The organism is Pseudomonas sp. LB3P31, from assembly GCF_054897945.1.
In genome coordinates this window covers 442,523-465,708 of sequence record NZ_CM142710.1, presented here as the reverse complement: position 1 = coordinate 465,708, position 23,186 = coordinate 442,523, and the positions used below count along the sequence as shown (strand labels likewise).

Below are 23,186 nucleotides of genomic sequence, written 5' to 3'. Positions count from 1 at the left end.
TCAGGACTCGCACCGCCCAATGTCGGAAAAAGACACCATCTCCATCCAACTGGTGCGCGAAGCCCTGTTGCAAAGCTGCGCCCCCGGCGCTGCCACAGCAGAAGTGCTGGACAAGGTAGGCATCGATCCAGCGTTGCTCGGCACCGCCACTGCACGGGTGCCGGCGACGGCCTATGCGCGGTTGTGGCGGCTGCTGGCCCGGCGCGGCGACGATGAATTTTTTGGCATGGACCCGCGTCCACTCAGGTCCGGCAGTTTCGAATTTCTCTGTCGCAGCGCCATGGCCCAGCCCAGCCTGGTGGCGGGGCTCACCAGTGGGTTGGATTTCCTGTCGCTGATGTTCGAACACCTGCCAGCGCAGCTGGTGCGCCAGCAGAGCCTGGCGGAAATCGTGCTGACCGAGGATGACCAGCCCGCCAAGCGTGCGTTCACGTATTTCACCTATTGGATGATCGTGCACGGCGTTGCCTGCTGGCTGGCCGGGCGACGGATACCGATCCTGGCGATTGAACTGCGTTGCCCGGCGCCGAATTTCCAGGATGACTACCAGGTGATGTTTTCCGACAACCTGCGGTTCGACCGCCCCCGCACCCGCATGATTTTTGCTGCCGACTGCCTGGACGTACCGATCCGGCGCAGCCCTGAGGAGCTCAAGCGCTTCCTGGCCCATGCGCCGGCCAATATCCTGGTGAAATACCGCGACCCGCAGAGCCTGGCGAGCCGGATCAAGCACGATTTGCGGCAACTGCCGGCCCAGGACTGGCCGGAAACCGAGGCGCTGGCGCAGCAACTGTGCATGTCGGCCTCGACCTTGCGCCGGCGCCTGGCGGAGGAAGGGCAGACTTATCAGGCGCTCAAGGACAGCGTGCGCAAGGAGCTGGCGATCGTCTGGCTGGCGGAACCGGCGATCAGCTTTGCCGAGATTGCGACGCGCCTTGGGTTTGCGGATGCCAGCTCATTCTATAAGGCGTTTCGCAAGTGGTCAGGGTCCAATCCTGGGCATTACCGCAGTCTTATCTTGAATGAGGCTGATTGATCAGGATTCTGTGGTGACTGGGCTGACCCCTTCGCGAGCAGGCTCACTCCTACAGGGTTGGTGTCTGTCTCGAAATATGCACCGCCTCTGTAGGAGTGAGCCTGCTCGCGATGAGGCCCTGCCAGGCACCACACCTTTAGAACCTTGGCCAAACCAGTCACACAACTTGATAACTTTGACCATTGTCCCGCCCCGCGCACAGAGCGACTATTTCTCCTGTTGATTACGGTTCCCCCAACCTAATAAAAATACAGAGGGATTCTGGCAATGCGCGACTACCTGTCTGCCACTTCACAGTTCGATTACCAGCACACCGTAGAGTCCGCACTGGCGGGCGACCTGACTGCGCTCAATGCCTGCGTCGAGTGTTGCGACCGTCACGCATTGCCGGGGCGCATCGCGCTGTTCTGGGAAGGCCGCGACGGCTCCAGCGCGACCTATACCTTTAAGGACTTGCAGGACAAGGCCGCGCGGTTCGCCAACTTCCTGCTGGCGCAAGGGGTACGTAAAGGCGACAAAGTCGCCGGCCTGCTGCCGCGCAATATCGAACTGCTGACCACCGTGTTCGCCACCTGGCGCATCGGTGCGGTGTACCAGCCGCTGTTTACCGCCTTTGGCCCCAAGGCGATCGAGCACCGCCTGGGCAGCTCCGGGGCCAAAGTGGTGGTCACCGATGCGGTCAACCGCAGCAAGCTGACCGAAGTCGAGAACTGCCCGACCATCGTCACCGTGACAGGGCCTAAAGGGCAGGGGATTGTCCGCGGCGATTACAGTTTCTGGGCCGAACTGGCGAATTACTCACCTGACTGCGAACCGGTATTGCTAACTGGCGAAGACCCGTTCCTGCTGATGTTCACCTCCGGTACCACTGGCCCGTCGAAAGCCTTGTCCGTGCCACTCAAGGCCATCGTCGCGTTCCAGAGCTACACCCGCGATGCGGTGGACCTGCGCCCGGAAGATGCGTTCTGGAACGTCGCCGATCCGGGCTGGGCCTATGGCATCTATTTTGGCGTGACCGGGCCGATGTCGATGGGGCACCCGATCACCTTCTACGATGGCCCGTTCACCCTCGAAAGCACCTGCCGGGTCATCAACAAATACGCCATCACCAATCTCACTGGATCCCCTACGGCCTACCGTTTGCTGATCGCCGGTGGTGATGAGTTCGCCCGGTCGATCAAGGGCAAGCTGCGCATTGTCAGCAGTGCCGGTGAGCCGCTGAACCCGGAGGTAATCCGCTGGTTCGCCGACAATCTCGGCGTGGTCATCCACGATCACTACGGCCAGACCGAACTGGGCATGGTGCTGTGCAATCACCATGGCCTGGAACACTCCATTCATATGGGCGCTGCCGGCTTCGCCTCGCCGGGCCACCGCATTGTGGTGCTGGACGACGCCCACCAGGAGCTGGGCGTCGGGCAGCCGGGCATCCTGGCCATCGATCGCAGCCAGTCGCCAATGTGCTGGTTCGCCGGCTATGAAGGCGCGCCGACCAAGGCGTTTGTCGGCGACTATTACCTGAGCGGGGACACGGTCGAGTGGAATCCCGATGGCAGCATCAGTTTCGTCGGGCGCAGTGATGATGTGATCACCACCTCCGGCTACCGGGTTGGCCCGTTCGACGTGGAAAGCGCGCTGATCGAGCACCCGGCGGTGATCGAGGCGGCAGTGGTCGGCAAGCCCGATCCGGAGCGTACCGAGCTGGTCAAAGCATTCGTGGTGATCAGCCCGCAGTACCGCGCCGACCCAGCGCTCGCCGAGGAGCTGCGCCAACACGTACGCAAGCGTCTGGCGGCGCATTCCTACCCCCGTGAAATCGAATTTGTCAGCGAGTTGCCGAAAACCCCAAGCGGCAAATTGCAGCGCTTTATCTTGCGCAACCAGGAAATCGCCAAGGCTCAAGAGGCCGCGGCGAAGAACGTTTCAGCTTGAATCCAAGGAAACTGTGATGCAGATCGAAAACAAGGTTTTTCTCGTCACCGGCGGTGCGTCGGGACTGGGTGCAGCCACCGCCGAAATGCTGGTGGGTGCTGGTGCCAAGGTGATGCTGGTCGACATGAACGCCGACGCTGTCGCTGCGCAGGCCCAACGCCTGGGCGCGCAGAGCGTGGTAGCGGATATCAGCGATGAAGCCGCAGCCGAAGCGGCCGTGCAGGCGACGGTCAAGGCCTTCGGCGGCCTCAATGGCCTGGTCAACTGCGCCGGCATCGTGCGCGGCGAGAAGATCCTCGGCAAGACCGGTCCGCACGCTCTCGCGAGCTTCAGCCAGGTGATCAACGTCAACCTGATCGGCACCTTCAACATGCTGCGCCTGGCAGCGGCGGCGATTGCCGAAACACAAGCCAATGAAGATGGCGAGCGGGGGGTGATCATCAACACCGCTTCGGCCGCCGCCTACGATGGCCAGATCGGCCAGGCGGCCTACGCCGCGTCCAAGGGCGCGGTGGTCAGCCTGACCTTGCCAGCCGCCCGTGAGCTGGCGCGCTTCGGCATCCGTGTGATGACCATCGCCCCGGGCATTTTCGAAACACCAATGATGGCCGGCATGACCCCGGAAGTCCGTGCGTCCCTGGCCGCCGGCGTGCCGTTTCCACCGCGCCTGGGCAAACCGGACGAGTATGCGGCGCTGGTCAGGCATATCATTGAAAACAGCATGCTCAATGGCGAGGTGATTCGTCTCGACGGTGCCTTGCGCATGGCCGCCAAGTAAGGAGAATTTGTCATGACTATCGCGAACGATCCGATCGTTATCGTCAGCGCTGCCCGCACCCCCATGGGCGGGTTCCAGGGCGAGCTGAAAAGCCTGACCGCACCGCAATTGGGGGCTGCCGCGATCCGCGCCGCCGTCGAGCGCGCCGGCATTGCGCCGCAATGGGTCGAAGAAGTGCTGTTTGGCTGCGTACTGCCCGCAGGCCTCGGCCAGGCCCCGGCGCGCCAGGCGGCCCTGGGCGCCGGGCTGGATAAATCGACCCGCTGCACCACCCTGAACAAGATGTGCGGTTCGGGCATGGAAGCGGCGATCCTGGCTCACGACATGCTCGTGGCCGGCAGTGCCGACGTGGTGGTCGCCGGTGGCATGGAAAGCATGTCCAACGCACCGTACCTGCTGGACCGCGCGCGCAGCGGTTACCGCATGGGCCACGGCCGGGTGATCGATCACATGTTCCTCGACGGCCTGGAAGACGCCTACGACAAGGGCCGCCTGATGGGCACCTTTGCCGAAGACTGCGCCGAGACTAACGGTTTCAGTCGCGAAGCCCAGGACGCCTTTGCCGTTGCCTCGACCACCCGCGCGCAGCAGGCGATCAAGGACGGCCGCTTCAAGGACGAGATTGTGCCCCTGACCGTGACGGTCGGCAAAGAGCAGGTGCTGATCAGCCACGACGAACAACCACCGAAAGCCAGGCTGGACAAGATCGCTTCGCTTAAGCCGGCGTTCCGCGAGGGTGGCACCGTCACCGCCGCCAACTCCAGCTCGATCTCCGACGGCGCCGCAGCACTGGTGCTGATGCGCCGTTCCGATGCCGAAAAGCAGGGACTGAAGCCGCTGGCGGTGATTCATGGGCACGCGTCTTTCGCCGACGCCCCGGGGCTGTTTCCGACAGCGCCGGTGGGAGCGATCAAGAAGCTGATGAAAAAAACCGGCTGGAACCTGGATCAGGTCGATCTGCTGGAAATCAACGAAGCGTTCGCGGTGGTCAGCCTGGTCACAATGGCCAAGCTGGAAATTCCTCATGAGAAGGTCAATGTGCACGGCGGTGCGTGTGCACTGGGCCATCCGATTGGTGCCTCCGGTGCGCGGATCCTGGTGACGTTGCTCTCGGCCTTGCGCCAAAAAGGCCTGAAGCGCGGCGTCGCGGCGATTTGCATCGGCGGCGGCGAAGCCACGGCCATGGCTGTGGAATGCCTGTATTAACTGAATGGACACAACCCTTGTAGGAGTGAGCCTGCTCGCGATGACGGACTGAAATTCGACCTTTTCGTGTCTGATACTCCGCTATCGCAAGCAGGCTCACTCCTACAGGGTATTCCGCCGGTTCAGCGCGTTGAGCCTCAATTTTTAAGGATCCCCCATGATTCCCAATGACGAACAAACCCAGATCAGCGACGCCGCTCGGCAGTTTGCCCAGGAACGCCTGAAGCCGTTCGCCGCCGAATGGGACCGCCTGCATCGGTTTCCCACCGAGGCCATCGGCGAAATGGCCGAGCTGGGCTTCTTCGGCATGCTGGTGCCGGAGCAATGGGGGGGCTGCGACACCGGTTACCTCGCTTACGCCATGGCCCTGGAAGAGATCGCAGCCGGTGACGGCGCCTGCTCGACCATCATGAGCGTGCACAACTCGGTCGGCTGCGTGCCGATCCTCAATTACGGCACCGACGAGCAGAAGGAACGTTTCCTCAAGCCCCTGGCCAGTGGCGCGATGCTCGGCGCGTTTGCCCTGACCGAACCCCAGGCTGGCTCCGACGCCAGCGGCCTGAAAACCCGGGCGCGCCTGGAAGGTGATCACTACGTGCTCAACGGCTGCAAACAGTTCATCACCTCCGGGCAGAACGCCGGCGTGGTGATCGTATTTGCCGTCACCGACCCGAGCGCCGGCAAGCGCGGGATCACCGCGCTGATCGTGCCCACCGACTCACCGGGCTACAAAGTCGCACGGGTCGAAGACAAACTCGGCCAGCATGCCTCGGACACCTGCCAGATCCTCTTCGAGGACGTCAAGGTGCCTGTGGCCAACCGGCTGGGCGAGGAGGGCGAGGGTTATCGGATCGCCCTGGCCAACCTCGAAGGCGGTCGTGTGGGCATTGCCTCGCAATCGGTAGGCATGGCCCGCGCGGCATTTGAAGCCGCCCGCGACTATGCCCGTGAGCGCGAGAGCTTCGGCAAGCCGATCATCGAGCATCAGGCCGTGGCGTTCCGTCTCGCCGACATGGCGACCCAGATTGCCGTGGCCCGGCAGATGGTGCATTACGCGGCGGCATTGCGCGATAGCGGCAAGCCGGCGCTGGTCGAAGCCTCCATGGCCAAGCTGTTCGCCTCGGAAATGGCCGAAAAAGTCTGCTCGGCGGCCTTGCAAACCCTCGGTGGCTACGGTTACCTGAACGACTTCCCGTTGGAGCGGATCTACCGCGACGTGCGCGTCTGCCAGATCTACGAAGGCACCAGCGATATTCAACGTATGGTTATCTCGCGCAATCTTTGAACAGGAGTCCTTTTTGTGAATTACGAAACGATTTTGCTGGAAATCCACGGTCGTGTTGGCCTGATTACCCTGAACCGCCCGCAGGCGCTAAACGCACTGAATGCGCAGATCGTCAGCGAGCTCAACCAGGCCCTCGATGGTCTGGAAGCGGACTCGAACATCGGCTGCATCGTGCTGACCGGCTCAAAGAAAGCCTTCGCGGCCGGCGCCGACATCAAGGAAATGGCCGAGCTGACCTACCCGCAAATTTATCTCGACGACCTGTTCAGTGACAGCGATCGAGTGGCCAACCGCCGCAAGCCGATCATCGCTGCGGTCAACGGTTTTGCCCTGGGCGGCGGCTGTGAGCTGGCGCTGATGTGCGACTTTATCCTGGCGGGCGATAACGCTCGTTTTGGCCAGCCGGAAATCAATCTCGGCGTACTGCCGGGCATGGGCGGCACCCAGCGCCTGACCCGCGCCGTAGGCAAGGCCAAGGCCATGGAAATGTGCCTCAGCGGACGTCTGATCGATGCAGTGGAAGCGGAACGCTGCGGCATCGTCGCGCGTATCGTACCGGCAGATGAGTTGCTGGCTGAGGCGTTGAAAGTCGCTGCGTTGATCGCCGCGAAATCCCTGCCGATTGCGATGATGGTCAAGGAAAGTGTGAACCGGGCGTTTGAGGTGAGCCTGTCTGAGGGTGTGCGCTTTGAGCGTCGGGTGTTCCATGCGGCGTTTGCGACGCAGGATCAGAAGGAGGGGATGGCAGCTTTTGTGGCCAAGCGTGAGGCTCAGTTCCAAGGCAAGTGATTTATCGTTTTCGGCGGCGCCATCGCGAGCAGGCTCGCTCCCACAGTTGACTGCGCCTTTCCTGAAAAAACGCGGTCAACTGTGGGAGCGGGCTTGCTCGCGAAGCTTTTCAGATTTCACCCCGAAATACTGTGAACAGAATGAACAGCTTGAAGCCATCAGTTAGCCCGTATTCGAGCTGCAGATCCTCAATTACCGTGAGATTGCCTGGACGCTAACCAGGGCTTCAGGACGAAGCCGTCGTTTCAGGGCCAATCAATTCACTGTATTCAGAGGTTTCCATGGCCAAATGTCATTTTGTACACACTGCCTGCTGCACGCCGGTAAAGTACGCCCCGCAAGGCACCTTCCTGGACCGCGAGCCCATCGTTGGCGATATCGTCTACTGGCCGAGACATGAGGGCAAGGCGGTTCTGATCACTCAGCGCACCATCATTTTTGATGAGAGCGACAAAGTGATTTCGGTAATGTTCAAGGTCGATGAACTGCCTGCCGAAGGGCAGGGCGCCGCCATACGGGCATTTGCTCTATAGTATTTTCCCGCGCCCCCTCAAGGGCGCGGGATTAACTCGCTCGCGATGGGTACAGATCTTTAGAACTGGTAATTCTTCAGTTCACGGGCAATCACCATCCGCTGGATCTCGCTCGACCCCTCATAAATCTGCGTGATACGCGCATCCCGGTAATAGCGCTCCACTGGATAATCTTCCAGGTATCCATACCCTCCATGAATCTGCATCGCCGAAGAACAGACTTTTTCAGCCATCTCCGAAGCAAACAACTTGGCTTGTGAAGCCTCCGACAGGCAAGGCTTGCCGGCACTGCGCAGGCGCGCGGCATGCAGGATCAACAGGCGGGCCGCGTTCAGGCGGGTGTGCATGTCGGCCAGCAGGTTGGCGATGCTCTGATGCTCGATGATCGGCTTGTCGAACTGCACACGGTCACGGGAGTAGGCCAGTGCTGCTTCAAATGCCGCGCGGGCGATCCCCAGCGCCTGGGCGGCGATGCCGATGCGACCGCCTTCGAGGTTGGACAGGGCGATGGCCAGGCCCTTGCCCCGTTCGCCGAGCAGGTTGGCCTCAGGAATGGTGCAGTTGTTCAAGGTCACCGCGCAGGTGTCGGAGGCGCGAATGCCCATCTTGTGTTCGGTGCGGTCGACAATGAAACCGGCGGTAGCGGTCGGCACCAGAAAGGCCGAGAGGCCACGCTTGCCCAGGTCCGGGTCGGTCACCGCAAACACGATCGCCAACTTGGCCCGCTTGCCGTTACTGACAAACTGCTTGGCGCCATTGATGACCCACTGGCCATCGCGCAGCTCGGCGCGGGTGCGCAGGTTGTGGGCTTCGGAACCGGCCTGGGGTTCGGTCAGGCAGAAGCAGCCGATGGTTTGCCCGCTGGCCAGGTCCGGCAACCAGGTCTGTTTCTGCTCATCGGTGCCGTAGTTCAGGACAGGTCCGCAGCCTACGGAGTTATGAATGCTCATCAACGCGCCAGTGGCGCCATCGCCGGCGGATATTTCTTCCACCGCCAGCGCATAGGCCACGTAGTCGACATAGGTGCCGCCCCATTCCTCGGGGACCACCATGCCCAGCAGACCCAGCTCGCCCATTTTCGCTACCAGGGCGTCGTCGATCCAGCCGGCTTTTTCCCAGGCTTGTGCATTGGGCGCGATTTCGCCGCGGGCGAAATCCCGGGCCATGTCGCGGATCATGACTTGTTCTTCGCTCAATTCGATATCGTGCATGCTCAGCTCCCGCTCTGGTCGAAGCCTTCGAAGAAACCCGCCACATGCCCGGCGTCCAGCGCCTGCAGAGTCGGCGGGTTCCAGCGTGGGGTTTTGTCTTTGTCGATCAGCAAGGCGCGTACGCCTTCGATCAGGTCGCCACGCTCGAACCACTGGCGGTCCAGGTGCAGCTCAAGGGCAAAGCAGTCTTCCAGACTCAACTGGCGACCGCGGCGTAGCATTTCCAGGGTCACGCCCATGGCCAGCGGCGAACGGGTTTCCAGCAGGTCGGCGGTAGCCAGCGCCCAGTCGTGGCTATCCGCGACCGTCACTTCACGCAGTTGCTCAACCATACTCTGCACGTCGGGCAAGGCGAAGAAGTGGTCGATGGCCGGGCGCAATGCACTCAGCGGCGCATCAGGCAGTTGCTGCACCGCAAGCTTGGCCAGCACGCCTTGCAAGTCCTTAAGCGGCGCGTCGTGCCACTCCAGCTGATCAAGCTGCTGGTCCAGGGTGGCGATCCTGGCGCTGTCCATGCACCAGTCGGCCAGGCCGCAATACAGCGCGTCGGCGGCACGAATCTGTACCCCGGTAACGCCCAGATAGATTCCCAGTTCACCCGGAACTCGCGGCAGGAAATAGCTGCCACCGACATCCGGAAAATAACCGATGCCCACTTCCGGCATCGCCAGGCGGCTCTTTTCGGTCACCACCCGCAGGTCGGCGCCTTGCACCAGGCCCATGCCACCGCCGAGAACAAATCCATCCATCAGCGCCAGGATTGGTTTGCGGTAATGGTGGATAGCGAGGTCGAGGGCGTATTCCTCGACGAAGAAATCCTGGTGCAGCGTGTCGCCATTTTTGAAGCTGTCGTACAGCGAGCGAATATCACCGCCGGCACAGAAGGCTTTCTCGCCAGCACCGCGCAGGACCACTGCATGCACGTTCGAATCCTGCGCCCAGGCGTCGAGCTGGCGCTGCAGGTTGCGCACCATGTCGAGGGTCAGGGCATTGAGGCCGGCGGGGCGGTTGAGGGTCAGGTGACCTATGTGGTTGCGGACTTCGGCCAGCACGTCGTTGTGTGTGGCATCCATGGACTGAGTCCGCGGAGAAGAAACCTGAGCAGTCATCACTAACTCCCTGCTTTTATTGTTCTTTATAGAGAAGCTCGCGCGCGAGCGATCCCGGATCGTACCAGTGCAAATTTGTGATGTACAACCGAGATATCTGCAGGTCGAGTCTGCATATTTACCCGAGGGAGGATCAGCTTGGGCTTACTGGGGGCGTCCGCTAAACACATCGCCGATGCTGCGACGCCGGGCGTGCACTTCACTGGCGTGAATCAGCTGCTCCAGGTCTTCGGGGGTGACGTCGTAGAACGCTTCCAGGTCGGCCAACGCGAGCTTCAGGTCCTGAGCGGTGATGGCCTGGCTGTCGATCGCCGGCTGGGCGGCTGGCACCACTGCTGGAGCTTGGGCGGCGAGTTTCGGATAACGAATGCGTGTCAGGTTGTTGTAGAGCAGGGCACACAGCAGCAGGGTCGCAGCCCCAAGCATCACCGGGCCCAGGGCCTTCCAGTCGAGGGCGATAGTTGCCGGGTCGGCGAGCACCAGGGTCAGCGCCAGTGCACCGGCTGGCGGATGCAGGCAACGCAACCAGCACATCAGGATCAAAGCCATGCCGGCCGCCAGGCAGGCGCTGGTCAACGTTCGACCGAGTACATGCGCCACCAGCAACGCCAATATCGCAGCACTCAGGTATCCCCCCAGGATCGCCCAGGGCTGGGCGAGCGCACCGGAGGACACGGCGAACAACAGCACGGCTGAAGCGCCCAGCGGCCCGATCAGGTGCTGCGCCACTTCAATGCCAAACACCTGGCTGCACAGCCAGACGGTAAACAGCGTGCCAAGGGCCATGCCAATCGCGGCGCGGCTCCATTCGGTAGGGCGGGTATTGATAGCAGCAGGTAACCAGCGAGCGAGCATGAGGCAAACGATCCGTTGAAAATCCGGGCAAAAAAAAGGCTTGGCTGGAAACCCAGTAAGCCCTTGAAGAGTTCCAACTGTTGGGGGAGGAACTCGTACAGTTTGCCTGCCGCTGCCGGGCCTGACAAATTCATATTAATGCAGTTTGAATGCATTAATTTTGAACTGAACCAGGCTGACGCCCAAGTGATTCCAAGCACGCGGATTTGACTTTTACTACTACGACCGGCAGGGTTGGGAGCCCCTTCGGGGCTCGTCTGGTGGCCAGGGTGCTGCTCCCTGGACAAGCTCCGCAAAACTTCCGTGCTCAACGCACCGTTCCACTCAAGGCCGTTTCGTTTGACTGACTTACCCGATTCCGCTGTTCCCAAGGCCAATCCGCTGACCATCTACCTGGCGCGCTTGGCGCCCTCCAGCCAGTTGACGATGCGTTACGTCCTGCAGGATGCCGCCGATCGGCTGGGCTTCGAGGACATGAATGTCGAGGAAATTCCCTGGCATCAATTGCAGCCGGAGGACGTCGTGGCGCTGGTCGCGGCCCTGCGCGAGGACGGCTATGCGCCGAACACTTCCTCGTTGTACGTCAACGCGGTACGCGGGGTCATGAACGAAGCCTGGCGCATGAGCCTGATCAGTCAGGAACACCTGTTGAAGATGCGCTCGGTCAAGGGCATCGCCGGCACACGGCTATCCCAGGGCCGCAACCTGCGCCGCTCGCTGATCCAGGACCTGATGGAGGTGTGTGCCGCCGACCCAAGGCCCCAGGGACTGCGCGACGCGGCAATCATTGGCATTCTTTACGGTTCGGGCATGCGCAAGTCGGAGTCGGTCAACCTGGACTTGAGCCAGATTGATTTTACCGAGCGCAGCCTGCGCGTCACCGGCAAGGGCAACAAGCAGCTGATCAAGTACGCGCCGACCTGGGCGTTCGCCAAGCTCGACGCCTGGCTCGAACTGCGCCGCTCGCAACTCAAGGAAGGGGAGGTGGATGACCCGTTTCTGTTCAACCGCATCCGCCGCGGCAGCCACATCACCCGTGAACGCATCACCAAGCATGCGATCTACTACATCGCCCGCCAGCGCGGCGCTCAAGTCGGGGTGAAGATCATGCCCCATGACTTTCGCCGATCATTCATCACCCGGGTCATTGAGGAACACGACCTGTCGATCGCGCAGAAGCTAGCGCACCACAGCAACATCCAGACCACCGCCAACTATGACGTGCGTGACGACAACGAGCGGCGGCGGGCGGTGGATCGCTTCGATTTGTGATCGCTCCTACTGAGGGGCGGGGCAGGTTTTCTGCGGATTGTTGGCGGCCTGGCTGATTAGCGCGGCCAGGCGCCTCACGTTGTTCTGCTGGGCCGTGACCAGGTCGTCAATTGAAGGCCCGGACGGGGTCTGCAAGGTGCTGCGACAGGTGAGCAGTCCATTCTCGGTCTGCCCAACGTCCCGCAAGCGCCACTTGACGTCGATCAGCCCATATTGACCCGGGATCGAGTCAAAGCGCTGCACCTCAAGCCGCACCGAGATCTTGCGCCTGGGGTTGCTGTTGACCATCTGGTCGATCAGCGCACTGCGCAGCTCATCCACCAGACTGGCGCCCCACCATTGCGTCTCAAGAATGGCGATCCCGGTATTGCCCTGGCGCACGACAATCTGTGGGCGATCGACCTGGGGTGGCACCGTGAGTGTCTCGATCTGAATCTCCGCAGTGGACCTCGAATTGGCGTTCATCAGTGCCGGGGTCAAGGTATGAAACTGGATCGGCTCACTGCGGCAGGCGGCGAGCAACGCCAGCGCGGCGAGCAGGGTGATCTTCAGCGGGAAAGCCATGTTTGATGCTCCTGTGGTCATTTGCTCGGCGGCCCTTGCAGGTCGATAGGCGCGGCATTATTGGGACGTCCGCGAATCAGCGATTCGGGATGGCGTCCCAGGTAATCCGCCAGGTCACGCAAGGAACGCGAGGTGCGACCAAGATCGTCCAGGGTTTCGGAAAGCTGCTCACGTTGCGGTGAATCCTCGGCCAGCGTCGAGTTGGCCGATTGCAGGGTCTTGCTGACGTCGGCCAGGGTGCTTTGCACGCCAGGCAGGGTCTTGGCATTGAACTGGGTCAGGCCCTTGCGCAGCTCGACCAGATTGCCGTCGAGGTTGTTGGCGATGCGCTCGATCGGCAGTTTGTTGATCTTGTCGACCATGGCCTCAAGCTTGCCCTGGATCTCTTCCAGGCTTCCGGGCACGGTCGGGATACTGACAGGGCGGGCGCTGGCATCAAACGAGACCTTTGGTGCCTTCGGATAAAAGTCCAGCGCGATGTACAACTGGCCAGTCAGCAGGTTGCCACTGCGGGCCTGGGCGCGCAGGCCGTTCTCGACGAATGTGCCCATCAGGCGTATGCCGGCCGCTTCGTCATTGGGATCATGATTCAACACCTTGAGCATTTTGCTGTGGGCCGTGCCCAGGCGCTGCGGGTAGATGACGATGCCGACATTCACCGGGAAGGTGCGCTTCTGCGGGTCGAAATCGAGATTGACCGAGACCACCTTGCCGAATTCCATGCCGAGGAACTCTACCGGGGCGCCGACCTTGAGCCCTCGCAGTGCCTGATCGAAACGCAGGGTCAGGTACTGCGCCTTGCCATTGGGAGGGGCGAGGGCGGTCTGCTGATCGTCGAACAGTTCATAAGCATATTCTTCGGCAGCCGGCTTATCGTCAGGGCTGTACTCCGGTGCTCGAAAGGCGATCCCGCCGACCAGCATTGAGGACAACGACTCGGTTTTCAGCGCAAAGCCATTGGCGCCGACACTCACGTCAATCCCGCTGGCGTTCCAGAACCGGGTGTTTTCCGTGACGTAGGCGTCATTGGGTGAGTGGACGAACACGTCGATGTTCACCCCTCTGCCATCGGCATCCAGGGCGTACGCCACCACCTGGCCAACCGGGATCTTGCGGTAGTAGACCGGCGAGCCGATGTCCAGCGATCCCAGGTCCGGGGTGTGCAGGGTGAAGCGCTTGCCCGGCTCACCGTAGGTAATCGGTGGCGGGTTTTCCATGCCCTTGAAGTTCTTCGCCCGGGCGTTGGCCTGGCCGATGTCGGCGCCGATGTAGTCGCCGGACAACAGGGTATCGATACCCGAGACGCCGCCTGCGCCGATGCGCGGGCGCACGACCCAGAATTTCGAGTCTTCACGGGTGAAGCTTTCGGCCTGCTTGGCCAGTTTGATCGTGGCGTTGACGCTCTTCTGGTCGTCGCTCAGGTCCACTTCCGAGACATGGCCGATGACCACGTTGCGGTATTTGACCTCGGTCTTGTTGGCCGTGAGGCCGTCACCCGTCTTGAAGGTGACAACGATGGTCGGGCCTTCCTGCAGGATGCTGTGCACCACCAGGGAAAGACCTACCAGCACCGCGACAATCGGCACGATCCATACCAGCGAGACGCTGAACCTGCGGGTCTTGATCGGTGCCTGGCCCGGGGCCTGGGGCCCGTCAGTGACTTGCGACTTCATCCATGACCTCCTCGTAAATGCGGTTCATCGTGCGGTTCATTCCGCGATTCATTGCGCGTTTCATTCCGCTGTTCATCCCGCTGTTCATCCCGCTCTTTATTCCGCTCTTTATTCCAGATCAGACGAGGGTCGAAACTCATCGCCGCGAGCATGGTGAATATCACCACCAGGCCGAAAAACAGGATACCTGGCCGTGGTTCGATATCCGCCAGGGCCTGAAATTTTACCAGCGCGGCGACGAGCGCCACGACGATCACATCGAGCATCGACCAGTAGCCGATCACCTCGACGAAACGATACATTTTCGAACGCTCCTTGCGCGCCCAATCGCTGTTGCGCTGCACGGTCACCAGCAGCAGTGTCAGGGCCACGAACTTGATGCCGGGCACCGCGATGCTGGCGATGAAAATGATCAGAGCGATGTCCCACGCGCCACCTTCCCAGAACTCCAGGACGCCGTTCATGATGGTGCTGTCGGCGCCGTTGCCGACCATCTGGGTATTCATCACCGGCAGCAGATTGGCCGGAATGTAAAATACCAGTGCCGCCAACATATAGGCCCAGGTACGCGCGAGCGAGTTGGTCTTGCGCCGATGCAGTGGCGCGCCACAGCGCTCGCACTCATGGGGCTCATGGGTCATGTCGCAGGCCAGGCCACACGTGTGGCACAAGCACAGGTTGAGTTCGCTGGCCAGTGGAGGTCGGCTCATAGGATGTCCCACAGATCACGCACATCGCGCCCGGCGATGCGGATCATCATCAGGCTGAGCACGGCCAGGGCGAACAGGCCGATACCCGGCAGTACGTCGAGTAACCCCGCGAGTTTGATCACTGCAACCATGGCCCCCAACAGGCAGACTTCGAGCATGCTCCAGGGCCTCAGGGTTTCGAGCCAGCGCATGCAGAATTTGAACCCGGGGCAGCGCTGGTGGTTGAGTGCAAAACTGAGGACCCAGATCAGTAGCACCAGCTGGAAGATTGGCGCGATGATCATGGCAATTGCCGCCACCATGGCAATGAACGTGATCGGCCCCTGACTCAGGGCCAGTACCGAGTCCCACAGCGTGGCACTGTTCTTCAAGCCTTTGAGGCTGATGCTCATCACCGGGTAGAAGTTGGTAAAGATCCACACCACCAGCGCAGTGAGGCTCAGCGCCAGACGCTGTTCGATAGTCATGCCGCTGTAGCGCTGCAGCACACCGCCACACCGTGAGCACAAGGTTTTCTGATGTTTGGCGAGCGTTGCTTTTTCGTACACGCAATCACAATGCTCGCAGATGATCAGCTGGGCAGTCGAGGCCATGGGTCGCGCTCAATAGGAGGCATTAATGACAGAGCACCTCCTCAATATAGAGGTGAGTGGCGAATCAGCAAATCGAAATCGAATCAAAGGCATGGGAAATTATACCTGACGAAATTCAGCAACCCCTGTAGGAGCTGCCGAAGGCTGCGATCTTTTGACCTTGATTCTGAAAACAAAATCAAAAGATCGCAGCCTTCGGCAGCTCCTACGGGGGCGAATTTCAATTCGCGGAGTGTATTTTGACTCAGCCCAGGATTTCGCGCACCCGATACCACAACATCCCCAGCGCCAGCAGCGGCGAGCGCAGCATCGGGCCACCCGGGAAGGTCATATGGGGCACGGCACTGAACACATCAAATCCCTGGCTATGCCCGGCGTGAATAGCCTCGGCCAACAGTCTGGCGCACCAGTGGGTCACGTTCAGGCCATGGCCTGAATAACCCTGGGCATAGAACACATTTGGGTGCTGGCTCAGGCGGCCGACCTGGGGAAAACGATTGGCCGTGATGCCGATCTTGCCACCCCATTGGTATTCAATGCGCACATCGGCCAGTTGCGGGAATACCTTGAGCATCTGCGGTCGCATATAGGCAGCAATGTCCGCCGGATCCCGCCCGGAATAATGACACGCGCCCCCAAACAGCAAGCGGCGATCAGCCGAGAGCCGGTAATAATCCAGCCCGACCTTCTGGTCGCACAATGCCAGGTTGTGCGGGATCAATGCATTGGCCGCCTCTACGCTCAGCGGTTCGGTCGCGATGATGTAGCTACCGGCAGGCAACACCTTGCCCCCCAGTTTCGGCTCCAGCGCTTCCAGATGCGCGTTACACGCCAGCACCAGGCGGCCGGCGCGCACTGTGCCGCCGTCGCAGCGCACCTGCACCGTATCGCCGTGGATCAGCTGCAGCACCGGACTCTGCTCGAAGATCTGCACACCCAGGGATGCCGCCACTCGCGCCTCGCCGAGGATCAGGTTGAGCGGATGCAAATGTCCCGAGCCCATATCGACCAGGCCGCCGGCATACACGCCGGAGTTCACCACCTCCTGGCGCATCTGGTCAGGCTCCACCAGGCAGGTGTCGTATGCATAACCTGAATCATGCAGCGCTTGCTGTTCGACCTTGAACGCGGCGAACTGCGCCTGGGTGTTGGCCAGCTCGCAAAAACCCCAGCGCAGGTCGCAATCGATCGTGTTATCGCGGATGCGCTGGCCGACCAGCTCCACCGATTCAGTCCCGGCACGCTCCAGGTACCGCACGCCATCGGCCCCGACGTAGCGGGCAAACCCGCTGACGTCATGGCCGATCCCGCGGATCAGCTGCCCGCCGTTGCGCCCGCTGGCACCCCAGCCAATCCGCCGGGCCTCGAGCAAAATCACCGAGAGCCCACGTTGCGCCAGTTCGATGGCGGTATTGACCCCGGTGAACCCGCCACCGATCACGCACACGTCGGCGATCAGATCGGTTGCCAGGGTCGGGTAGGGCGTCAGGCCCCGGGCCGTGGCGGCGTAGTAAGAGTGGGCATGTTCCTGGGTGTACTGGTTCATTTGTTGGACTTCACTTTGCTCCAGGATCGGGTCATCAGACGCATGATTGCCTGGGGCGGGGTGGTCGAGATATAGAGTTTGTCGAGGACTGCCTGAGGTGGATACACCTCGGGGTTATTCACCAGTTCCGGATCCATGTACTGCTTGGCATCCGGGTTGGGATTGGCATAGCCGACCGAGGCACTGACCTTGGCGATGACCTGCGGGTCGAGCAGGTAATTGATGAACGCATGGGCTTCTTTCGGATTGCTCGCGTCGGCTGGAATCGCCAGCAGGTCAAACCACAGGTTGCTGCCCTCCTTGGGGATCGCATAGGCGATGTTCACCCCATTCTTGGCTTCCTTGGCGCGGTTGGCTGCCTGGAACACATCGCCGGAGTAACCGAAGGCGACGCAGATGTCACCGTTGGCCAGGTCCGAGACGTACTTGGAAGAATGGAAGTAGGTGATGTAGGGCCGGATGCTCAGCAACTTGGCTTCAGCTTTCTTGTAGTCCTCAGGATTTTCACTGCGTGGGTCGATGCCCATGTAGTTGAGAATCGCCGGGAACACTTCGTCCGCCGAATCCATCATCGCCACACCGCACTGGCTGAGCTTCTTCAGGTTTTCCGGCTCGAACAGCACGGCCCAGGAGTCGATGTGATCAACGCCGAGCACCTGCTTGACCTTGTCGACGTTGTAGCCGATACCATTGGTGCCCCACAGGTACGGCACCGAATGCTCGTTACCCGGATCGTTTTTCTCCAACAGCGCGAGGAGTTTGGGGTCGAGGTTCTTGAAGTTGGGCAACTGCGCGCGATCCAGCTTGAGGAATGCACCGGCCTTTACCTGACGGGCGAGGAAGTGGTTGGACGGCACCACCACGTCATAGCCGGTGCGGCCGGCGAGCAGTTTGCCCTCAAGGGTTTCGTTGGAATCGAAAACGTCATAGATGACCTTGATCCCGGTTTTTGCCTGGAAGTCGACGAGGGTGGTCTCGCCGATGTAATCGGTCCAGTTGTAGACACTGACGCTTGGCTGGGCCTGGGTTATTGCGCTGAACAGCAAGGCCAGTGTGGCCGGGACCACGGATTTCAATAGACGCATTCGACACCTCTTGGAATTGTTGGATTTTTTCAGGTGTTTCTATGGTGTCCTCGCGGCCTCATCGCGAGCAGGCTCGCTCCTACAGGGGGATGCGGTCACTGTAGGAGTGAGCCTGCTCGCGATGAGGCCCTCAAAGACAACTAAGCCCTAAACGCTGAACAACAGAAACTCCCGCTCCCACGAGCTGATCACCCGCTTGAAATTCTCATGCTCCGCACGCTTCACCGCCACATACCCGCGCACGAACTTGCTGCCCAGGATCTTCTCGATGGTCTGGCACTCTTCCATTTGCGTCAGCGCTTCCTCGATGGTGATCGGCAGGCGCAGGTTGCGCCGCTCATAGGCACGCCCCTCCACCGCAGCACTCGGCTGCACGCCTTCGATCATGCCCAGATAGCCGCACAACAAGCTGGCAGCAATCGCCAGGTAAGGATTCGCATCGGCACCTGGCAAGCGGTTCTCCACGCGCATCGCCTCAGGGCTGGAAGTCGGCACTCGCAGGCCGACCGTACGGTTCTCTTCGCCCCACTCGACATTCACCGGAGCCGAGGTGTCCGGCAGGAAGCGGCGGAACGAGTTGACGTTGGGCGCGAACATCGGCAGCACTTTGGGGATGTACTTCTGCAGGCCACCTATGTGATGCAGGAACAGCTCGCTCATCTTGCCGTCCGCGTCGACGAACACTGGCTGGCCGGTGGCAATGTCCACCACACTCTGGTGAATATGCATGGCGCTGCCAGGCTCATCGCCGATCGGCTTGGCCATGAACGTCGCGGCGACATTGTGCTTGAGCGCCGCTTCGCGCAGGGTGCGCTTGAACACGGTGATCTGGTCGGCCAGGTCCAGTGCGTCGCCGTGGCGGAAGTTGATTTCCATCTGCGCCGGGCCGTCTTCGTGGATCAACGTGTCCAGGTCCAGGCCTTGCAGTTCGCACCAGTCGTAAACGTCTTCAAACAGCGGGTCGAATTCGTTGGCGGCATCGATGGAGAACGACTGCCGGCCACTTTCCGCGCGGCCCGAACGGCCCAGTGGCGCCTTGAGCGGCAAATCCGGATCTTCGCAGCGCTGGGTCAGGTAGAACTCCATTTCCGGCGCAACAATCGGCCGCCAGCCTTTGTCGGTGTACAGCTGCAGTACTTTTTTCAGCACGTTGCGCGGCGACAGTTCGATCGGGTTGCCGAACTTGTCGAAGGTGTCGTGGATCACGATGGCAGTCGGCTCGATCGCCCAGGGCACCACGTACACCGCATCGGCGTCAGGCTTGCAGACCATGTCGATATCGGCCGGGTCGAGCAGGTCGTAGTAGATGTCGTCGTCGACAAAGTCCCCGGTCACCGTTTGCAACAGCACACTTTCCGGCAGGCGCATGCCTCGCTCATGCAGGAACTTGTTGGTGGGTGCAATCTTGCCGCGTGCAATGCCGGTCAGATCGCTGACGACGCACTCGACTTCGGTAATCTTGTGATCTTTCAGCCAAGTGGACAGCTGATCGAAAGGGACATTCATACAAACCTCGTTATTGGTTTTATTAACGCCGGGGAGGGTGGTTTGATTCACCACACACTTCCCCTGGGACGCGTTGACGACTATCTTGGGCGAGCCTTGCAGATCCATCTATCCACTTTCAGCAGCACCAAAACGCACCAAACGAGTGCGTAAGGTCCACCCATGACAGCGTGCAATCCATTACAAGTCCAAGCGTTCAACACCGCCGATGTGGCTGAGCAGATCCGCGCCACGCCCGGGTGGGTGCAGCAATACCAGCAAATGTCACCGGGGCATTTCGCCGGGCGCGTGCGCTACCTGGACTTGCAGGGCGTGGAGATTTACGAAGAGCAGATGAACACCCGGGTCGAGCAGAATTTCAGCGCGCCCGAGGGCTCGCTGGCGTTCTGTTTCGATCGCAGTGACAACGCGCTGTATGTGTTGAATGGCGAGAGTCGCAACATCTGGATCACCCCGGAGAACTACCAGGAAATCGCCGTGGTGTTTGGCCCGGAGTTCGTCCAGCGCCACGGCTTGAACGTCGCACGGCTGGAAGGGTTGTTTCTCGCGCCGTTGAATTCAGGGCAGAACGCGTTGTTCAGTCGCTGGCTCAGCAGCACTCTGACTCAACTCACGCAGACCCTCGATCCGCCAAGCAGGGAAGCCCTGACCCAGCAGTTGCTCGAAGACTGCCTGTACCTGCTCGACAACGCCTGCGTATGCCTGGACCACGGCGGTCTGCAGCGCCGCACTGAGGAACGTGCAGTAATGAAACGCATTGGTGAGTGGGCAGCGGATTCGCCGGAAGAAACCCTTAACCTGCTGGAACTCGCCCAGGTCGCCGGCGTGTCGTTGCGCCAGGTCCAGCACGCGTTCAAAGCCTACACCGGCATGACTCCGACCCACTGGCTGCGCTTGCGTCGCCTGAACAGCGCCCATCGCGAACTGCTCGGCCGCACACCAATGGAAACCACCGTGGCGGAAGTCGCGATGAAGTGGTCGTTCTGGCATCTTGGACGGTTTTCCAGCAGCTACCGTGCGCTGTTCAAGGAGTTGCCGAGCGAGACGCTAAAGCGAAGCGCTCAGCAACGATTCGTGACGTGATGCTTTGATCACGAGGACGCAGCAGGCGTCGCCAAGGCAATTCCTGCCGCGCCCAATCGCTTCAAGATCTCGAACAGCAAATCACTCTTAGTCGCCCCTACGATTCTCGGGCTGCTGACGTAGCCCGTGACCGTCAGCGTGATGCCTTCGGGACTGAGTTTGCTGAAGCGCACCATCGGCGCCGGTTTGTCGAGGATGGTTTCGTGCTCGCAGTAGGTGTCGTACAACAGGTTGCGCACCTGCTCAGGGTCGATGTCCAGGGGGAAGGTCAGCTCCAGGCTGGCCACGCCCTGAGCGCTGCCGCCCAGGGTCACGTTGCGCAGGTTCTGCGAGATCAGCTGCGAGTTGGGGACGATGACGATGGAGCGGTCGCTGAGCTGGATTTCCGTGGCTCGCACGTTGATGCGCCGGATATCGCCCTCGACCCCGCTGATGCTGATCAGGTCGCCGACCTTCACCGGTCGCTCGGTGAGCAGGATCAGCCCGGAAACGAAGTTCTTGACGATTTCCTGCAAGCCAAAACCGATACCGACCGATAGCGCACTGACGATCCACGCCAGGTTGGTCCACTTGATCCCCAGCGAAGACAACGTCAGCAGGATCACCAACGCATAGCCGATGTTGGCAAACAGCGTGCTGAGGGACGCACACATGCCCGGATCCATGTTGGTCTTGGGCAGGAACTCGTTATCCAGCCAGCGCCGCAGCGAGCGGATCAGGTAGATGCCAATCAACAGCGCCAGCACCGCGTTGAGCAAATGTGCGGGGACCACGTTGAGTTTGCGCAAGCCATCGCCGCCGAGGATGGCGACTACCTGGCTGAACAGTTGCCCCAGGGTGACCCCGACACCGCCAACAAACATCGAAATCATCGCCAGCAACAGCAGGGCAGCGCGACCCGCGCCGGACAGTACGATGGAAATCTGCTCCAGGCGCACGTCGCCGATGCCCAGCAGTTGTTTGATCGCCTTGCCGCTTGGGTTCTTGGCGGAAAACAGGTATTCGCAGCTGTCCTTGAGCAGCTGGATCAGCAGGTAAAAACCACACAGGATGATAAAACCCCAGACTAGCTCGTAGGTGATGAAGCGCGCCAGGGAGACATAGCCGATCAGCAGGGCAAACAGCGATACCACCATAGCCACGGTGGCAGCGGAATAGATCAGCCCGGCCAGGGTGGTGCTGGCCTCCGGAGCGTCGCCAGTCACTGCCACGGCCCTGCGCGCTTTGCTGGCACGATGGAACAGCATGGCGAACATCAGCGTAACCACTAATGCAATCACGCCGCGTCCCAGCAGTATCGCCGAGGCACTCATGCCGCTGACATTGGTGATTTGTGCGAGGCCGACCAGCACCAGCAGGGTGCTGGCCAATATCCGCGGGAATGGTTCGAGGGCGTGGGCCACGGGATCGGAGATCGCCGGCAGGCGCCACGACGGGTGTGCGGTCGACAACAGCGCGCGGCTCAAACCGGTAATCATCACGCACAGATAGATAAGCTTTTCGAACTCGTCAGCGAAACTTTGCAACATCGGCGTCAGCGGCAGTTGTCGAGTCAGGGCATAAAACAACAACTGCATGGCAATTGCCGCGGTCAATACCGTGGCGACCACCGAAGCCAAAGCGAGCGCACTACGTCGCAGACGGACCTCGGGCATGCGATGAATACACAACCAGGTCAACCCCCGGTCGGCAACTCGACGGCCCCAGATCCAGATGGCCAGCGCAAGCGTCGCCAGCAGTACGTTAACCAGGCGTTTGCCAGGTTGCCAGGCAGCGGTGAGGGCGGATTTGGTCTGATCAACGAAATCGGCCAAACGCTCCCGGTCCTCCTGGCGCGGGTTGAACAAAGGCGCCCAGAAATCCGGTCCCAGGATACTACCGCTGCGCAGGGTAACCTCGCTTTCAAGGAGACTGCGGCGAATCCCGGCAATCTGCGAGATCAGTCCGGCGGCACTGCCCCGTAGAGCTGCCAGGGTAGTCAGGCTGGCGTCGATCCGGCTCTTCTGCTCGGACAAATAGGCGCGTTGCGTGGAAATCTCCGACTTCTCGCCACCTACTTCGGTGGGTGATAGCGGACCGAGTACATCCAGTTGCGCCTGCAGCTGCTTTTGCTCCGGTAGCAGCGACGACTGCAAGGTGTCGATTTCGTTGATGTACAGCTGCACGGAATCCTGCAGACCGACCATCTGGCTGAGATTACTGGCCTGGGAAACCTGCTGTTTGATGCGATCCAGGCGAATCTGCAGGTCCTGCAGATCGCTCTGCGACACAACAAACGACGAAGTCCCCGCAGTAGCGGCAAGCGAAGTCGGTGCCTCTGCGGCCGAAAGTGCGCTGGCTTGAAACAGCATGAGTACGCTAAAACAAATCCACTTCAATCCATTACCCATCGGCGAGTCCCTTCTTGGCAGGCTGCGTTC

At 60.8% G+C, this 23,186-nt stretch carries 20 protein-coding genes; 9 read left to right on the top strand and 11 right to left on the bottom strand.

All coding sequences use genetic code 11. The annotated features are described in order from the left end of the window. The first annotated feature begins 19 nt into the window (after window positions 1-19). From ACYZTK_RS01995 to ACYZTK_RS01965, 7 genes are all read left to right on the top strand, one after another. On the top strand, window positions 20-1,036 hold the full coding sequence (locus tag ACYZTK_RS01995; RefSeq protein WP_462014998.1) for an AraC family transcriptional regulator: 1,017 nt from the start codon (window positions 20-22) through the stop codon (window positions 1,034-1,036). 267 nt (window positions 1,037-1,303) lie between these two features. Further along, window positions 1,304-2,968 (top strand): AMP-binding protein, encoded by a 1,665-nt coding sequence (locus ACYZTK_RS01990; RefSeq protein WP_462012883.1) that lies wholly within the window; start codon window positions 1,304-1,306, stop codon window positions 2,966-2,968. Between the two features lie 16 nt (window positions 2,969-2,984). After that, window positions 2,985-3,746 carry an SDR family NAD(P)-dependent oxidoreductase gene (locus tag ACYZTK_RS01985; RefSeq protein ID WP_462012882.1) on the top strand — a complete coding sequence of 254 codons (762 nt, stop codon included), beginning with the start codon at window positions 2,985-2,987 and terminating at the stop codon, window positions 3,744-3,746. Window positions 3,747-3,758: 12 nt separating this feature from the next. Then, entirely contained in the window at window positions 3,759-4,952 is a 1,194-nt protein-coding gene (locus ACYZTK_RS01980; protein ID WP_462012881.1) for an acetyl-CoA C-acyltransferase, read from the top strand. Between the two features lie 157 nt (window positions 4,953-5,109). Continuing rightward, entirely contained in the window at window positions 5,110-6,237 is a 1,128-nt protein-coding gene (locus ACYZTK_RS01975; protein ID WP_462012880.1) for an acyl-CoA dehydrogenase, read from the top strand. Window positions 6,238-6,252: 15 nt separating this feature from the next. Continuing rightward, a complete protein-coding gene (locus ACYZTK_RS01970) occupies window positions 6,253-7,026 on the top strand; it encodes an enoyl-CoA hydratase (protein WP_462012879.1) in 774 nt (257 codons plus the stop codon). 281 nt (window positions 7,027-7,307) lie between these two features. Next, on the top strand, window positions 7,308-7,559 hold the full coding sequence (locus tag ACYZTK_RS01965; RefSeq protein ID WP_462012878.1) for a hypothetical protein: 252 nt from the start codon (window positions 7,308-7,310) through the stop codon (window positions 7,557-7,559). Window positions 7,560-7,618: 59 nt separating this feature from the next. On the opposite strand, the gene ACYZTK_RS01960 is transcribed toward ACYZTK_RS01965, so the two are convergent. The 3 genes from ACYZTK_RS01960 to ACYZTK_RS01950 form a co-directional block, all read right to left on the bottom strand. Further along, window positions 7,619-8,770, bottom strand: a complete 1,152-nt coding sequence (locus ACYZTK_RS01960; RefSeq protein ID WP_462012877.1) for an acyl-CoA dehydrogenase family protein — start codon at window positions 8,768-8,770, stop codon at window positions 7,619-7,621. 2 nt (window positions 8,771-8,772) lie between these two features. Continuing rightward, the gene (locus ACYZTK_RS01955; RefSeq protein WP_462012876.1) at window positions 8,773-9,879 is read right to left on the bottom strand and encodes an enoyl-CoA hydratase/isomerase family protein; all 1,107 of its coding nucleotides are present in this window, start codon (window positions 9,877-9,879) and stop codon (window positions 8,773-8,775) included. A gap of 144 nt (window positions 9,880-10,023) precedes the next feature. Further along, window positions 10,024-10,734 (bottom strand): HPP family protein, encoded by a 711-nt coding sequence (locus tag ACYZTK_RS01950; protein WP_462012875.1) that lies wholly within the window; start codon window positions 10,732-10,734, stop codon window positions 10,024-10,026. 339 nt (window positions 10,735-11,073) lie between these two features. On the opposite strand from ACYZTK_RS01950, the gene ACYZTK_RS01945 reads away from it, so the two are divergent. After that, window positions 11,074-12,006 carry a site-specific integrase gene (locus tag ACYZTK_RS01945; RefSeq protein ID WP_462012874.1) on the top strand — a complete coding sequence of 311 codons (933 nt, stop codon included), beginning with the start codon at window positions 11,074-11,076 and terminating at the stop codon, window positions 12,004-12,006. A 6-nt stretch (window positions 12,007-12,012) separates the two neighbouring features. Here the strand turns inward: ACYZTK_RS01945 and ACYZTK_RS01940 are convergent, their stop codons facing one another. From ACYZTK_RS01940 to ACYZTK_RS01910, 7 genes are all read right to left on the bottom strand, one after another. Next, window positions 12,013-12,570 (bottom strand): PqiC family protein, encoded by a 558-nt coding sequence (locus ACYZTK_RS01940; RefSeq protein WP_462012873.1) that lies wholly within the window; start codon window positions 12,568-12,570, stop codon window positions 12,013-12,015. 17 nt (window positions 12,571-12,587) lie between these two features. Beyond that, window positions 12,588-14,243, bottom strand: a complete 1,656-nt coding sequence (locus tag ACYZTK_RS01935; protein WP_462012872.1) for a PqiB family protein — start codon at window positions 14,241-14,243, stop codon at window positions 12,588-12,590. Beyond that, window positions 14,240-14,953 (bottom strand): paraquat-inducible protein A, encoded by a 714-nt coding sequence (locus ACYZTK_RS01930; RefSeq protein WP_462012871.1) that lies wholly within the window; start codon window positions 14,951-14,953, stop codon window positions 14,240-14,242. The genes ACYZTK_RS01935 and ACYZTK_RS01930 overlap by 4 nt, the downstream gene beginning before the upstream one ends. Next, window positions 14,950-15,546: a paraquat-inducible protein A gene (locus ACYZTK_RS01925; RefSeq protein WP_462012869.1), complete on the bottom strand. Its 597-nt coding sequence runs from the start codon at window positions 15,544-15,546 to the stop codon at window positions 14,950-14,952. The genes ACYZTK_RS01930 and ACYZTK_RS01925 overlap by 4 nt, the downstream gene beginning before the upstream one ends. Window positions 15,547-15,790: 244 nt before the next feature. After that, entirely contained in the window at window positions 15,791-17,092 is a 1,302-nt protein-coding gene (locus ACYZTK_RS01920) for an NAD(P)/FAD-dependent oxidoreductase (RefSeq protein WP_462012868.1), read from the bottom strand. Then, window positions 17,089-18,177: a polyamine ABC transporter substrate-binding protein gene (locus ACYZTK_RS01915; RefSeq protein ID WP_462012867.1), complete on the bottom strand. Its 1,089-nt coding sequence runs from the start codon at window positions 18,175-18,177 to the stop codon at window positions 17,089-17,091. Before ACYZTK_RS01915 ends, ACYZTK_RS01920 begins: the two co-directional genes overlap by 4 nt. A gap of 147 nt (window positions 18,178-18,324) precedes the next feature. After that, on the bottom strand, window positions 18,325-19,683 hold the full coding sequence (locus tag ACYZTK_RS01910) for a glutamine synthetase family protein (protein ID WP_462012866.1): 1,359 nt from the start codon (window positions 19,681-19,683) through the stop codon (window positions 18,325-18,327). A gap of 162 nt (window positions 19,684-19,845) precedes the next feature. On the opposite strand from ACYZTK_RS01910, the gene ACYZTK_RS01905 reads away from it, so the two are divergent. Next, entirely contained in the window at window positions 19,846-20,766 is a 921-nt protein-coding gene (locus ACYZTK_RS01905; RefSeq protein ID WP_462012865.1) for a helix-turn-helix domain-containing protein, read from the top strand. An 8-nt stretch (window positions 20,767-20,774) separates the two neighbouring features. Here ACYZTK_RS01905 and ACYZTK_RS01900 read toward each other — a convergent pair whose 3' ends face one another. Continuing rightward, entirely contained in the window at window positions 20,775-23,156 is a 2,382-nt protein-coding gene (locus ACYZTK_RS01900) for a DUF3772 domain-containing protein (protein ID WP_462014997.1), read from the bottom strand. Between the last annotated feature and the right edge of the window lie 30 nt (window positions 23,157-23,186).